The following is a 13,776-nucleotide window of genomic DNA, read 5'->3' as shown; positions in this document are numbered from 1 at the left end:
ACTGCCCAGCCACCAGGCGCTAGACCACTGGCTGATGGACAACGGCCGGGCAGTCACTGAAGGTCATACTGAGACATCCCCGATACGCCCTGACATTCATCCGGCGTCGTCACGCCCGTCAAGGAAGCCTGCATGCCTGAACGCCAGGGCCCTGCCAATGAATATGGCAGCACGCCGCAAAGCCCCCCAGCGACCCCCTCGCACCCCAGCGACTACGAACCCGCGACGGGCCGCCTGCGCGCACGACTGTTCCACTGGATCTTCGAATCCGACACCAAGGCGGCCAAGGCCTTCGATATCGGCCTGATCCTGATGATCTTCGCCAGTGTCGCCGTGGTGATGCTCGACAGCGTCCCCTCGCTCAATGCGCAATACGGCGAACTGTTCCGCATCATGGAGTGGGGCTTCACGATCATCTTCACGCTGGAATACGCCGTCCGCCTCTACTGCCTGAAGCATCCCGGCACCTGGGCCAAGGGCTTCTACGGCGTGCTCGACCTGCTGTCGATCGCGCCCACCTGGCTGTCGCTGCTGATACCGGGCGCCCAGGCCCTGCTGGTGGTGCGCGTGCTGCGTGTGCTGCGCCTGTTCCGCGTGTTGCGCCTGATGGCCTTCGTCGGCGAGGGCCGCATGCTGGTCGAGGCCATGACGCGCAGCCGGCGCAAGATCCTGCTGTTCTTCATCACCGTGCTCAGCATCGTCACGGTGTTCGGCGCCCTGATCTATCTGATCGAGCCACCCGAGGCCGGCTTCACCTCCATCCCCAAGGCGCTCTACTGGGGCGTGGTGACGCTGACGACGGTGGGCTACGGCGACATCGCGCCCATCACGCCGCTGGGGCAGTTCATCTCGGCACTGATGATGATTCTCGGCTACTCGATTCTCGCCGTGCCCACCGGGGTGTTCTCGGCCGAGGTCCTCAACGGCCTGCGCATGCAGCAGACCAGCGACGAAGCCTGCCCGGGCTGTGGTCGTGAAGGCCATGATCGCAACGCCAAGTACTGCAAGTTCTGCGGCACCTGGCTGGACGAGGACACCCGCGACCCGCGCGAGCCAGAACCGGAGACAGCGCCAGAACCTGATCCAGAGCCGGAGTCCGAATCTGAAGCTGATGCAGAGACGACATCGGGGGATCAGCCAGAACCTCCCGATAGCGGGCCTCCCGAGAGCGGGCCTCCCGACCGCGACCGCAGCTGACGAAGCCGAGAATCACTCAGCACACGACAACGCCTCGGAAATGACAACGCCTCAGAAATGACAACGCCCCCGCGACCGCAAGGTCCGGGGGCGTCTTCGTATGGCAAGGCGATGTCAGCGCCGTGAAGCGCTACGTTGTCGCGATCACTCCGTGAAGCTCGAGATATCGCCGCGCCCTTCGCGCACGATCACCGGCGGCAGCTCGCGCAGGTCCACCACACTGGTGGTCTCGAAGCTGCAGGCGCCACCGTCGATGACCAGATCCAGCGCATGTCCGAAGCGCTCGCGAATCTCTTCGGCGTCTGTCATCGGCAGCTCCTCACCCGGCGGAATCAGCGTCACGCTCATCAGCGGTTCGCGATGGGTTTCCAGCAGGGCGTGGGTGATGGCGTGGTCCGGCACGCGCACGCCGATGGAGCGACGCTTGGGGTGCAGCAGCAGGCGCGGCACTTCGGAAGTCGCCTGCAGGATGAAGGTATAGGCGCCTGGCGTGTGACTCTTGAGCAGGCGGAAGATGGCGTTGTCGACCTTGGCGTAGGTGCCGATTTCCGACAGGTCAGAACACACCAGGGTGAAGTTGTGCTTGTCGTCCAGCTGACGCAGGCGCTTGATGCGCTCGATGGCCTTCTTCTCGCCCAGATGACAGCCCAACGCGTAGCCGGAGTCGGTCGGATAGGCAATCACGCCACCCTGCTGGATGATGGCGACGGCCTGATCGATGAGGCGTTTCTGGGGATTTTCGGGATGAATCTGGAAGAACTGTCCCATGCGGTGCTCCTTGCGTCTGGGCGCCAGCCCGGCAGGCGGACTGGCGTCACGTTGATCTCTTGATATCACATGGAGGCAGCGTCGGCCGCAAAAAAGGGCGCGATGCGCGGATGACACCACACGGGCGGCACCTTGGTGCGGGGCGGCGGGCTCATGCTGCCGGGCGCCAGCGGGCCGCCGGGGAAGTGGAAGTCACTGCCGACGGAGGCGTAGAGCCCCAGCTCATCCAGCTGACGCGCCAGGTCACGCGCGCGATCGATATTCTGGAAGCCGCTGACCAGCTCCGCGCCTTCGCCGCCGGCGGCAATGAAGTCACGCAGCAGCTCGCCACGCTTGGTGCGCGTCAGCTTGTAGCGCATCGGGTGCGCCATCACGGCGATGCCGCCATCGGCACGCACCCAGCCTACCGCCTCTTCCATCTCCGGCCAGTGCGCCTTGACGTCGCCTTTCTGGCCCGCGCCCAGATGCCGCTTGAAGGCGTCCTGCAGGTTGCGTGCAATCCCGGCCTTGACCAGCGCGCGGGCGAAATCCGGGCGTGACAGCGGGCGGTCGCCTGAGCCACTCAGCATGGCCTGCTCCCGGGCGCGCTCGAAGGCATTCTCGAGCCCGAGCTTTTCCATGCGCGTGGCGATCTCGTGGCTGCGGCGTTCACGCGCCTCGTGCTGCTGCTTGAGGCCGGCACTCAGCGCATCGCCGGCGCCCTCGGGCATCAACGCCACGATGTGGATGGTCTGGTTGCGCCAGCGGACAGACAGCTCACAGCCGGGCAGCAACGAGATTCCCTCGGCGCGGGCGGCCTGCTGGGCCTCGAAGATGCCTTCCATGCTGTCGTGATCGGTCAGAGACATGCGTGACAGACCGCGCCGCGCGGCCAGCGCCACCAGCTCTGTCGGTGCCATGCCGCCATCGGAGGCGGTGGAGTGCATGTGCAGGTCGATGTCCGGCACCTCGATATCGGAATCGAAGCGCTCCGGCAGCGGGCGAAACTCGATCGGCTTGCGGGTTGCGGAAATCGGCGAAGAGTCGGACGGGACGTCGGACACGGGGAACCTCTCGGGATGAACGTCTGTGCCACGCGATGCCTGAGATGCAGGCGATCCAGCGGGCCAGACGTCGGGCAGTATTGGCTGCGATGCGCGCCCGGACACACAGGGGCTTTGTCAGCAGGCAGCAATGGCGGCAGAATGAGCACATGCAGGCAGGGGTGCGCCGCTGGTGTCAGACAGGATACCACTCGCACAGGCCCTTGCCTTCCCGACGGCTGCGTCGTCGTGTTCAGGAGTGCGCATTACCCATGAAGATGTTGCTCGACTTTCTGCCGATCGTGATCTTCTTCGCCGTCTACAAGATGACTGGCGACATGATCATGGCTACCGCCGTGTTGATTCCCGCGACCCTCGCGCAGGTGCTGTACATCTACTGGCGCCACAAGCGCGTCGAGAAGATGCAGCTGGTCACCCTGGCGCTGGTCGTCGTGCTGGGTGGCGCGACCGTGCTGTTCGGCAACAGCTCCTTCATCCAGTGGAAGCCCACCGTGGTCAACTGGCTGTTCGCCGTCGCCTTCCTGCTGTCACCGCTGTTCGGCGGCAAGCCACTGGTGGAGCGCATGATGGAAAAGGCGATTCAGCTGCCACGCCCCATCTGGCACCGCCTCAATCTGGCCTGGGTGGTATTCTTCCTCGCCATGGGCGGCCTCAACATCTACGTCTTCAGTCACTATTCGGAAGACATCTGGGTCGATTTCAAGCTGTTCGGCATGCTCGGTCTGACACTGCTGTTCGTCATCGTTCAGGGCGTCTACCTGTCCCGTCACATGGTGCAGGCCCCTCAGGAAGAGAACGCTTCCTCGACCAATTCTCAAAAGGATGATTCGTGATGCTCTACTCCATTGTCTGTCAGGACGTCGAAGGTAGCCTCGAAGCGCGCATGGCGGCGCGACCGCCGCATCTGGCACGTCTGGAGGCGCTGCACGCCGCCGGGCGTCTGGTCATCGCCGGCCCCAACCCGGCCATCGACAGCGAAGCACCGGGTGAAGCCGGCTTCAGCGGCAGCGTCATCATCGCCGAGTTCGATTCCCTCGAAGACGCCCAGAAGTGGGCCGATGCCGATCCCTTCGTCATCGCCGGTGTCTATGAAAGCGCCGAAGTGAAGCCCTTCAAGCAGACCCTGCCCTAGCCCGGCGTCCGACCGGTCATCTGACCGGCGGTTGCTTTCTGACGACGGACAGCCTGGCTGTCCGTCGTCTGCGTTGCAGGCCTTGCTCTGCCGCTGTCTCGCTGTGCTGCTCTCCCGCTCGACCTCCTGCCAGGAATGCCCGTGAACGACCACCCCTCCTCCCCCCGCCAGCCCGCTCCCGATCAGTCAGATTCGGATCAGACCGCCTCGTCAGCCCGCGAGCCTTCGCCGCAGGAAACCTCGGGCAGCGCGGCACGCAAACCTGCCACAACGCCACCGAGCGCGATCGAGCCGGTCACGGCGCCCGGCGTAGTGCCGGACGTGCCACTGGCACCACTGGCGGCATTGGAGGAGGCGCAGCTCGAGTGGGACGACACCGCGCCACAGGCCACCGATTACGGCGATGTGTACTTCTCGATCCACGATGGCCGCGCCGAGACCGTGCACGTCTTCCTCGACAGCAACCGACTGAGCGAGCGCTTCCGTGACTGGCGGGAAGCGCGCCCCTTCGTGATCGGCGAAACCGGCTTCGGCACCGGCCTCAACATCCTGTGCGCCGCCCAGCGCTTCCTGGCGACGGCGCCCGCCGAGGCGCGTCTGCATGTCGTCTCGGTGGAAAAGCACCCGATGCGCGCCGCCGACCTCGAGCGGGCGCTGTCCGCCTGGCCGGACCTCGCCTCACTGGCGAAGCCGCTGGTTGCTCAATGGCCCGCTGCCGTCCTCGGCGTGCACCGCCTATGGCTGGATGAGCGCATCACCCTGGACCTGCACTTCGGCGATGCGGTGGAGCGCCTGTCGCGCCTGGAAGGTGGCGTGGATGCCTGGTTCCTCGATGGCTTCTCGCCGTCGAAGAATCCGCAGATGTGGTCACCCGAGCTGTTCGCGGCCATGGCGGGTGTCTCGCGCCCCACGGCGACCTTCGCCACCTTCACCGCCGCGGGCTTCGTGCGGCGTGGCCTGCACGCGGCAGGCTTCGTGTGGCGCAAGGTGCCCGGCCACGGCATGAAGCGCGAGATGATCTGCGGCGAGCTGGACGAGCCGACCGCCGCCGCGCGCGCCGAGCTGATGGGGCTTGATGCCTCACCCGCATCCACCCACGCCCCCATGCAGGAGCACGCGGTGCGTGGCGCCCTTCATCCGCTGCGTCGTGAGCAGCCCTGGACCCAGCCCCCGCAGCCCGCGCCGGTCAGTCGCGAGACGCATGTCGCGGTACTCGGCGCCGGTATCGCCGGCACCAGCTGCGCCGAGGCGCTGGCGCGGCGCGGCGTGAAGGTCACGCTGATCGATGCCGAAGCCCCAGGCGCGCGTGCCTCCGGCAATCGCCAGGGCGCGCTCTACGTCAAACTGGCCGCCGAGACCAACCCCGCCAGTCGCTTCCAGCTGGCCGCGCTGCAGTACAGCCGCCGCTGGCTGGCAAGCCTCGACCCTAAGCAGACCCTGTGGTCCGCCAGCGGCGTGCTGCAGCTGGCCACCAGTGAACGTGAGCGCAAGCGCCAGCAGCGCTTCCTCGACAATCACCCGCTGCCCGAGGCGCTGCTCAAGCCGGTCAGCGCCAGCGAGGCCAGCCGGATCGCCGGCAGCGAGATCGCCTTCGACGGCCTCTTCTATCCGGTCGCCGGCTGGGTGCGCCCCAGCGCGCTCTGCCAGCACCTCGCCGCCACCCCGGGCATCCGCTTTCTGCAGGCGCGCATCGAGGCCATTCAGTCGCTGGGGGCCGAGGAAGGCAGAGAGGAAGGCGGAAAGACAGGCAACGGCGCGCCACGCTGGCAGCTGCAGACCAGCGATGGCACCAGCATTGAAGTGGATCAGCTGATTGTCGCGCTGGGGGAGCAGACTAATCTGCCCGAGCCGCTCGCACACCTGCCGCTGCAGCCGATTCGCGGCCAGGTCAGCGAGATCACGGTAGCGCCGGAACACGCCGCGCACCTGCCCGCGCTCGACAGCGTGGTGTGCGCCGGTGGCTATGTCTCGCCCTATCAGCGCCACGCCGATGGCAGCGTGACACTCAGCTTCGGCGCGACCTTCGCCCCGCGCGATGAGGATGAGGCTGTCCGCGAGGCGGACCACGCCGCCAATGTCGCGGAGCTGCGCAGTGCCCTGCCCGCCTTCGTCGCCGCCTGGGAGCAGGCGCGTGGTATCAGGCTGGAAGACGATGATTGGCAGGGACGTGTCGCCTGGCGCGCCGCCAGCCCGGACAAGAGCCCGCTGGCCGGCCCGGCACCGGACGCCGCGCAATGGCGTGAGGACTACGCCGCCATGGCTTTCGATGCGAAAAAGCGCGTGCCGCAGTCGAGCGGTGCCCATCTGCCCGGCCTGTGGCTCTCCACCGCACACGGCTCACGCGGCTTCACCACCGCCCCGCTGTGCGCCGAACTGATCGCCTCGCAACTGTGTGGCGAACCGCTGCCACTGGAACGCGAACTGGCCGAGCACCTGCACCCGGGACGCCGCCTGATCCGCGATATCGTCCAGCGGCGCTGAGAGGTCGGTATCACTCAGGCCTGACGGCACTGTCTGGACAGGGCCTGACGGTCGATGACCTGATAGGTGAAGGATGGCCGGCCGATCTGACCGTAGTGGAAGGCCTCGCTGAGCATTCCGCAGGCCGCGAGATGGCGCAGATACTTGCGGATGGTCACTCGCGACATGCCGGTGGCAGGCAGCAACGCCTCACTGGTGAAGCTGCCTTCCTCGCGCGGCAGCGCCTGGATGGCACTGGCCACCAAGGCAAGTGATGCCGACGTCACGCCCTTGGGCAGGCGCCCCTCGGGTACCGCGCCCGCAGCGCCGCTGACCAGCCCTTGCACGCCGAAAAGCTGGTCCAGTTGTTGCTGGCTGACTTCACCCTCGAGGCTCTCCAGCTGCTGGCGGCCGCGACGCGCCAGTGCCAACGCCTGCTGAAAACGGGCGAAGCTGAAGGGTTTGACCAGGTAATCGCACACCCCGAGCGCATGTGCGCTGCGCACCGTGTCCGCCTCACTGGCGGCGGTGATCAGGATCACCTGGATATCGGGGGCGGCGCGGCGCCTCAGCCATCGCAACACTTCCAGCCCGCTGCGGCTGCGCAGGTAGACATCCAGCAGCACCAGGTCCACCGCTTCCTGCGCCAGCACGTCGAGTGCCGTCGCGACATCCTCGCACTGGGCCACCAGGCGCATGCCGTCGATGCGACTGAGGTATTCGACATTGAGACGCATGACCATGGGGTCGTCTTCGACTATCAGCACACGCATGCGCTCTGGCTCCTTCGTTGTGCAAATTCCGGCCGCAACGCCATCCTGTAGCGCTCGAGATCAGCTCAAGGCGCCGCGCCAGTCAGCAGTCGGCAAGGCAGGGTCAGCTCGACCAGGGTACCGCCGCCCGAGGGCGCATAGAGGTGCCATTCTCCCTCGCGCGCGGTCACGATCTCCTGCACCAGCGACAGGCCCAGCCCGCGGCCTTCTCCATGGCTGCTCACCCCCGCCATGCGTGCCGTCTGCCTCAGCTCCGTCGGCATGCCGGGGCCGTTGTCCGCCACGCTGATCGACAACTGCGCCTCTGCCGACGGGTCCAGTGATTCCAGCATCAACCCCAGGGTCACAGACGGGGCGTGAGCGTCAGCGCCTACCTCCTCCAGCGCTTCGAAGGCATTGTCGAGCAGATTGCCGATCACGCTGACCAGATCATGACTCAAGCTACGCTCCAGCACCGGAAACTCGGCCTGAGCGCCCTCGTCCTGTGACATTCCCCACTCAGTGCAGCGGCCATGATGGCACTCGATCTCCAGCTCGACCGCCAGCGCGATGCCACGCTCGCGCGCCTCGCTGTGCTTGCCGATCAGAAGACCTGCCAGCAGAGGGTCCGCGATGCGCTCGGCGGCTGCGGCATCCGCCGGCAACTCCCGCTCCACCAGCAACGCAAGATAATCGCGCAGCCCGGCGAGGTCCTGCATCTGCGTCAGGCCCGACAGCACATGCAGCCGGTTGCGGAACTCATGGCGCGCGGCGCGCAGTGACTCCGCCTGACGGCGGACGCCGGTCAGCTCCTCGGCGAGGCGCTGCATGCGGTCGTGCTCGCGCAGTACCAGCACGCCGCCCATCAGCAGCTCGCCATCATGCACTCGCTGGCAACGCACCAGCAATCGCCGCCCGCCGTGAGTCACCTGGCGCAGTCGGGCCTCTTCCTGCTCGCTCACTGGCTGGCGCGCAACAAGGCACTCACGCATGCCGGTGTCGGGCAACCAGTCATCAAGGCGCTCGCCCAGCGTCGGCAAGGCCCCCAACAACTCGCGCGCCGCGGCATTCACCAGCGTGATCCGCCCCTCGGGATCGACCACGATGATGCCCTCCTCCAGGCTGGCCAGCACCGCCTGATGCTCCTCCACCAGGCGCGCGATGGCCGCCGGCTCCAGCCCCTTGAGCTGTCTACGCAGATAGCGCGCAAGTCCCAGTGCGCCCAGCGTGCCGAACAGCATCAACACACCCAGCCCGAGCAGCAGCTGGCGCTTCTCATCGGCCAGACGCCGCCCCAGGGAATCCAGCGTGATACCGATGGCCACCGCACCGATGACAGCGCGCTCATCGTCCCTGGATGCATTCGCCATGACCGGAACGAAGCTGCGCAGGCTTTCGCCGAGCGTGCCGCGGGATTCGGAGAGGTAGGAGGCACCGGCAAGCGCACGCTGTTCGTCGCCACCCTGGAAGGGCTGCCCGATGCGTGCGGGGTCCGGGTGACTGAGCCGCAAGCCATCCGGGCGCATCACCACGATGAAGTCGACGGCATTCTCCTGACGCAGTCGCTCGATGCGTGCCGCCAGGCGGCTGTTCGCGACGGGAGGCGCAGCCTGCGGCGAGCTGGACTCGCTCAGGGCGGAACGCACCTCGGGCAGACGCGCGATACGCTGGGCAAGAGCGGCAATGCGCTGGCCCTGAATCTCGCGCTGGGTCCGCTCCAGCTGGGCACTGAAGAGCCAGGCCGCGACCAGCAGGCTGACGATCACCATGCCGGCGGCGAGCAATGAGGTCAGCGCGCTCAGTCCGGGTTGAGAATGCCGCAACACGCCGGACAAGCCATGTGCCCCCTTGGTGGCATGGCCATTCGGCCCGGCGCATGGGCGAGCGGCAGCCGGCGCTTTCATAAGTTTCAAAAGGCTTTCTTTAATTCGCAAAACTTGGCCCTCGGGAGCCACACCGTAAGCTCCCTGTGACGCGCATCCAGTGCGCGAACATGATGTCCCTTCCCCGTCCCAAACGATCCCGCGATGCCACGCCAACGCGTCCGGGCATGACAACAGGTCCTGCAACGACAGAGTGCAGGACAAGGAGCATGCATGACACATTCCTCGCAGACCGCCACGGCCACGCCTGCCGCAGAGTCCCCCTGGCAGAAGACGCGCATCTTCGGCATGTCGCTGCCGATCTTCGCCCTGTCCTTCCTGGTTCTGATTGCCGCCATCGCCACCGACACCCTGCCTGCGGGCATGATCGGCGCGCTGCTGGTCATGATGATTCTCGGGGAGCTACTGGGCTTTCTGGGCGACCGCCTGCCGATCATCAACAGCTATCTGGGTGGCGGCGCCATTCTCGCCATCTTCGGTGCCGCAGCGCTGGTCTACAGCGGCTGGCTGCCGCAGGAAGTCACGGCGAATGTCAGTGAGTTCATGAAGGCCGGTGGCTTTCTGAACTTCTACATCGCGGCGCTGATTACCGGCAGCATTCTCGGCATGGACTCCCGCGTGCTGGTCAAGGTCGGGGCCCGCTTCGCGCTGCCGCTGCTGTGCTCGGTGCTGTTCGCGGCGCTCTTCGCGATGCTGGTCGGCTGGGTCATGGGCTTCTCGCCCAAGGATGCCGTCATGGTCATCGCCCTGCCCATCATGGGCGGCGGCATGGGCGCCGGCGCCGTGCCGATGAGCCAGATCTACGAGCAGCTGCTGGGGCAACCGGCCAGCTACTATATCTCGATCCTGGTGCCGGCACTGGCCCTGGGCAATGTCTTCGCCATCATCATTGCCGGGCTGCTCAACGGGCTTGGCAAACGCTTCCCGTCGCTGACCGGCGGCGGCCAGATGATGCCGGGCGTCAATGTCCGCGAAGAGAAGAGCACGCCTGACCTGTCCCAGCTTGGCATCGGCATGGTGATTGCCCTGAGCTTCTTCGTCGCCAGCCAGATTCTCGGCAAGGTCATTCCGCTGCACCCCTACGCGCTGATGATCATCGCGGTCGCCGTGCTCAAGTGCGCCAACCTGGTACCGGAGAACATCAATCAGGCCGCCGCCCAATGGTTCCGGTTCGTGGCAGGCAACTGGACCTTCGCGCTGCTGTTCGGCATCGGCGTGGCCTACACCGATCTGGGCCAGGTGATCGATGCCATCACTATCACCTACGTGGTGATCGTGTTCGGTGTCGTCGCGGGCGCCGCCTTCGGTGCGGGTCTGGTGGGCAAGCTGGTCGGCTTCTATCCCATCGAGTCCGCCATCACCGCTGGCCTGTGCATGGCCAACATGGGCGGCACGGGTGACGTCGCCGTACTCTCGGCGGCCAATCGCATGCAGCTGATGCCTTTCGCGCAGATTTCCTCGCGCCTGGGCGGGGCCTTGATCCTGCTGATCTCGAGCCTGGTCGTGCCGATGTGGTTCGCATGATCCGGCGCATCGCCAGACGCCACTAGCCTCACCAACTGGTGCAACAACTGGTGCATCATGAACGACAACGCCCCTGGCCTGTGCCAGGGGCGTTGTCGTTTCCAGCCCCGGGGTCAGGGGCAGGGCAAGGATCAGGGCATGCTCAACACAGCATGACCGCTGGCTGGGCTCAGTCGCCCTCTTCCTCGTCGTCCGCCAGCTGGCGACCGAAGGACTGCCATTGCTCCAGCGTCATCACCTCGGTGGATTCGGTGCCGATGTCGTGGACGATCAGCAGCTTGCCGCGTGACAGCTGGCCTTCCAGCTCCGCGACCCAGCCGGCCATGCCTTCACCGACATCGGTGGTGTCGTAGCCCTGACGGGTGACGAAGGCTTCCAGCAGGGCGCGCCGTGTATCGGCGGGCAGCATGGTCTGCGGCACCTCGATGAAGCGGTCCCGCGGGTCCATCTGATCAAGTGGCATCTGGCTCATGGGTAGCTCCTGTCCATCATCAGGGTGGCGTGACGCCGCCTGCGGTGCATCGTTCAGCGTATCCGTACTCATGCATCCTCTCCCGCGCTGTCTTGCGCACTGTCTTGCGGATTGTCCTGCTGTGCATCAGCACCGGATTCCCATTCGGCCAGGCGCTTCACGAAGGTCTCTTCGTCCAGCACCGTGAGGCCCAGCTGCATGGCTTTCTCGAGCTTGCTGCCCGCTGCCTCGCCGGCGACCACACCGGCGGTCTTCTTCGAGACACTGCCCGCCACCTTGGCGCCCAGCGCCTGCAGGCGCGCCTTGCCTTCATCACGCGTCATGCTGTCGAGGCTGCCGGTCAACACCCAGGTCTGGCCTGCCAGCGGCTGGGGCCGCTCACCGATCTCGACCTCTTCCCAGCTCAGGCCGCAGGCGAGCAACGCTTCCAGCGTCTCGTTGTTGGTCGGCTGCTGGAAGAAGGTATGGATATGCGCGGCGACGATGGGACCGACATCTTCCACTGCCTCCAGCGCGGCCTGATCCGCTGCGCGCAGCGCTTCAAGCGTGCCGAAGTGCGTGGCCAGATTCGCGGCGGTGGCTTCACCGACTTCCCGAATGCCGAGGGCGTAGATGAAACGTGCCAGGGTGGTGTTGCGGCTCTTGTCCAGCGAGGCGACCAGATTGGCGGCGGACTTCTCGCCCATGCGCGGCAGCTCGGCCAGGGTGGCAGCTTCCAGGTGGAACAGATCCGCCGGCGTCTTGACCAGCTCACGCTCGATCAGCTGCTCGATCAGCTTCTCACCGAGGCCATCGACATCCAGCGCCTTGCGGCTGGAGAAGTGCTTGAGGGCTTCCTTGCGCTGCGAGGCGCAGATCAGTCCGCCCGCGCAGCGTGCCACCACCTCGCCTTCGAGGCGCTCGATCTCGGAGCCGCACACCGGGCAGCCGTCCGGCAGCACGATGGCTTCACGGCTGGCGCCTTCGCTGGCGACCCGCACCACCTGCGGGATGACATCGCCGGCGCGCCGGATGATGACGCTGTCACCGATCTGCACGCCGAGACGCTCCACCTCGTCCATGTTATGCAGTGTGGCGTTGGAGACCACCACACCGGCGACCTGCACCGGTGCCAGCCGGGCGACCGGCGTCAGCGCGCCAGTGCGTCCGACCTGAAAATCGACGCCTTCCAGGGTGGTTTCCTGCTCCTGCGCCGGGTACTTGTAGGCGATGGCCCAGCGCGGTGCGCGCGCCACGAAGCCCAGTTCACGCTGCAGACGCAGTGCATCGAGCTTGATGACCGCGCCATCGATGTCGTGATCGAGGCCATCCCGCTGCTCGCCGAGGCGGCGGGTGTAGTCGATGATGCCCTGAGCACCGCGCACCACCTCAAGCTGGGGGCTGGTGCGGAAGCCATAGTCGTTGAGCAGCGCCATCAGGCCGGAATGATTCTGGCCGGCCTCCGTGGCCAGCAGCGCATCATCCACCCGCGCGACCTGATAGGCGCAGAATTCCAGCGGACGCGAGGCGGCGATATTGGAATCCAGCTGGCGCAGGCTGCCGGCGGCGGCATTGCGCGGGTTGGCGAACACCTTGCCATCCTCGTCGCGGCCGCGCGCGTTCAGCGCCTCGAAGCCAGCGTGGCTCATGTAGACCTCGCCGCGCACTTCCAGCAGCTCCGGCAGATCATCACCCCGCAGCTTGAGCGGGATCGAGCGGATGGTGCGCAGGTTGGTGGTGATGCCTTCGCCGGTGCGGCCATCGCCGCGCGTCACGCCTTGCACCAGCACGCCATTCTCGTAGATGAGCGACACGGCCAGGCCATCGAGCTTGGGCTCGCAGCAGAAGCTCAGCTCGTCACCCGCATCCTGGGCGTCTCCCAGCTCCAGCGTTTTCGCCGCACGTTGCACGAAGGCACGCAGCTCATCGTCATCGAAGGCATTGTTGAGCGACAGCATCGGCACCGCATGCTGCACTTCTTCAAACCCGCTGGCCGGCGCGGCTCCGACACGCTGGGTTGGCGATTCCGAGCTGATCAGCTGGGGATATTCGGCTTCCAACGCCTCGAGACGGCGCAGGCGCGTGTCGTAGTCGGCATCGGTCAGCGTCGGATCATCCAGCACATAATAGCGATGGCTGGCCTCAAGCAGCTCGCGATGCAGCTGCGCGACCTCCTCCACCAGCTTGGCTGGCACGCCTTCCACCGCGGCCGGAGCAGCGGAGCGAGAAGCGCTCGAGGCGTTGGGTTCATCGGCAGGCGCCGAAAACAGATCATCCTGGGCTGACATGACACTCACTCGAAACAGTGGCTCGCCAGCACTGCCAGAAGGCAGCGCTGAGCGACCTGAAAACGGGTGGCGAACCCTCCGACCTGACGCACTTGCAAGAGCTGCAAAAACTTGCAGGTAGAGGGGTCGCCTTGATGCTGCCATTGTACTCAATGTGAACGACGGGCCACACATTCAAGCACTTCGGGCGACTGGCAGGGGCTGGCAGAGGCTGCAAAAGGTCGGCAGGATACGCAAACGCCAACGGCGACCCGAAGGTCGCCGTTGGCGTTCTGGCA

At 66.0% G+C, this 13,776-nt stretch carries 11 protein-coding genes; 5 read left to right on the top strand and 6 right to left on the bottom strand.

Translation table 11 applies throughout. The annotated features are described in order from the left end of the window. The first annotated feature begins 132 nt into the window (after positions 1-132). The gene (locus AOG28_RS03310) at positions 133-1,197 is read left to right on the top strand and encodes an ion transporter (RefSeq protein ID WP_082388198.1); all 1,065 of its coding nucleotides are present in this window, start codon (positions 133-135) and stop codon (positions 1,195-1,197) included. A gap of 144 nt (positions 1,198-1,341) precedes the next feature. Here the strand turns inward: AOG28_RS03310 and AOG28_RS03305 are convergent, their stop codons facing one another. Next, positions 1,342-1,965, bottom strand: coding sequence for an L-threonylcarbamoyladenylate synthase (locus AOG28_RS03305; RefSeq protein ID WP_054555307.1), 624 nt, complete (start codon positions 1,963-1,965; stop codon positions 1,342-1,344). A gap of 65 nt (positions 1,966-2,030) precedes the next feature. Further along, complete coding sequence (locus AOG28_RS03300; protein WP_442854943.1) at positions 2,031-3,008, bottom strand: PHP domain-containing protein; 978 nt, start codon at positions 3,006-3,008, stop codon at positions 2,031-2,033. A 251-nt stretch (positions 3,009-3,259) separates the two neighbouring features. Between AOG28_RS03300 and AOG28_RS03295 the strand changes: the two genes are divergently transcribed. From AOG28_RS03295 to mnmC, 3 genes are all read left to right on the top strand, one after another. Then, on the top strand, positions 3,260-3,841 hold the full coding sequence (locus tag AOG28_RS03295; RefSeq protein ID WP_043333711.1) for a septation protein A: 582 nt from the start codon (positions 3,260-3,262) through the stop codon (positions 3,839-3,841). Then, the gene (locus tag AOG28_RS03290) at positions 3,841-4,140 is read left to right on the top strand and encodes a YciI family protein (RefSeq protein WP_043333710.1); all 300 of its coding nucleotides are present in this window, start codon (positions 3,841-3,843) and stop codon (positions 4,138-4,140) included. The genes AOG28_RS03295 and AOG28_RS03290 overlap by 1 nt, the downstream gene beginning before the upstream one ends. A gap of 141 nt (positions 4,141-4,281) precedes the next feature. Beyond that, on the top strand, positions 4,282-6,621 hold the full coding sequence (gene mnmC, locus AOG28_RS03285; RefSeq protein WP_326998946.1) for a bifunctional tRNA (5-methylaminomethyl-2-thiouridine)(34)-methyltransferase MnmD/FAD-dependent 5-carboxymethylaminomethyl-2-thiouridine(34) oxidoreductase MnmC: 2,340 nt from the start codon (positions 4,282-4,284) through the stop codon (positions 6,619-6,621). Between the two features lie 14 nt (positions 6,622-6,635). Here mnmC and AOG28_RS03280 read toward each other — a convergent pair whose 3' ends face one another. Both AOG28_RS03280 and AOG28_RS03275 read right to left on the bottom strand, forming a co-directional pair. Next, complete coding sequence (locus AOG28_RS03280) at positions 6,636-7,373, bottom strand: response regulator (RefSeq protein WP_054555306.1); 738 nt, start codon at positions 7,371-7,373, stop codon at positions 6,636-6,638. A 65-nt stretch (positions 7,374-7,438) separates the two neighbouring features. Continuing rightward, positions 7,439-9,256, bottom strand: coding sequence for an ATP-binding protein (locus AOG28_RS03275; RefSeq protein WP_054555305.1), 1,818 nt, complete (start codon positions 9,254-9,256; stop codon positions 7,439-7,441). Between the two features lie 192 nt (positions 9,257-9,448). Between AOG28_RS03275 and AOG28_RS03270 the strand changes: the two genes are divergently transcribed. Then, the gene (locus AOG28_RS03270; protein ID WP_054555304.1) at positions 9,449-10,759 is read left to right on the top strand and encodes a 2-hydroxycarboxylate transporter family protein; all 1,311 of its coding nucleotides are present in this window, start codon (positions 9,449-9,451) and stop codon (positions 10,757-10,759) included. 169 nt (positions 10,760-10,928) lie between these two features. Here AOG28_RS03270 and AOG28_RS03265 read toward each other — a convergent pair whose 3' ends face one another. Together AOG28_RS03265 and ligA are read right to left on the bottom strand one after the other, a co-directional pair. Beyond that, the gene (locus AOG28_RS03265) at positions 10,929-11,207 is read right to left on the bottom strand and encodes a YheU family protein (protein WP_043333752.1); all 279 of its coding nucleotides are present in this window, start codon (positions 11,205-11,207) and stop codon (positions 10,929-10,931) included. Positions 11,208-11,299: 92 nt separating this feature from the next. After that, positions 11,300-13,414: an NAD-dependent DNA ligase LigA gene (gene ligA, locus AOG28_RS03260; protein WP_054555428.1), complete on the bottom strand. Its 2,115-nt coding sequence runs from the start codon at positions 13,412-13,414 to the stop codon at positions 11,300-11,302. Positions 13,415-13,776 lie beyond the last annotated feature (362 nt).

Origin of the sequence: Cobetia sp. UCD-24C (assembly GCF_001306765.1) — a bacterium.
GTDB classification, from domain to species: Bacteria; Pseudomonadota; Gammaproteobacteria; order Pseudomonadales; family Halomonadaceae; genus Cobetia; species Cobetia amphilecti.
This window is presented reverse-complemented; position numbering and strand designations above follow the sequence as displayed.

Bases quoted from the DNA above. Each gene is read 5' to 3' on its own strand.
- AOG28_RS03310 (WP_082388198.1), top strand. From the start codon at position 133: ATGCCTGAACGCCAGGGCCCTGCCAATGAATATGGCAGCACGCCGCAA.
- AOG28_RS03305 (WP_054555307.1), bottom strand. From the start codon at position 1,965: ATGGGACAGTTCTTCCAGATTCATCCCGAAAATCCCCAGAAACGCCTC.
- AOG28_RS03295 (WP_043333711.1), top strand. From the start codon at position 3,260: ATGAAGATGTTGCTCGACTTTCTGCCGATCGTGATCTTCTTCGCCGTC.
- AOG28_RS03290 (WP_043333710.1), top strand. From the start codon at position 3,841: ATGCTCTACTCCATTGTCTGTCAGGACGTCGAAGGTAGCCTCGAAGCG.
- AOG28_RS03280 (WP_054555306.1), bottom strand. From the start codon at position 7,373: ATGCGTGTGCTGATAGTCGAAGACGACCCCATGGTCATGCGTCTCAAT.
- AOG28_RS03275 (WP_054555305.1), bottom strand. From the start codon at position 9,256: ATGAAAGCGCCGGCTGCCGCTCGCCCATGCGCCGGGCCGAATGGCCAT.
- AOG28_RS03270 (WP_054555304.1), top strand. From the start codon at position 9,449: ATGACACATTCCTCGCAGACCGCCACGGCCACGCCTGCCGCAGAGTCC.
- AOG28_RS03265 (WP_043333752.1), bottom strand. From the start codon at position 11,207: ATGGACCCGCGGGACCGCTTCATCGAGGTGCCGCAGACCATGCTGCCC.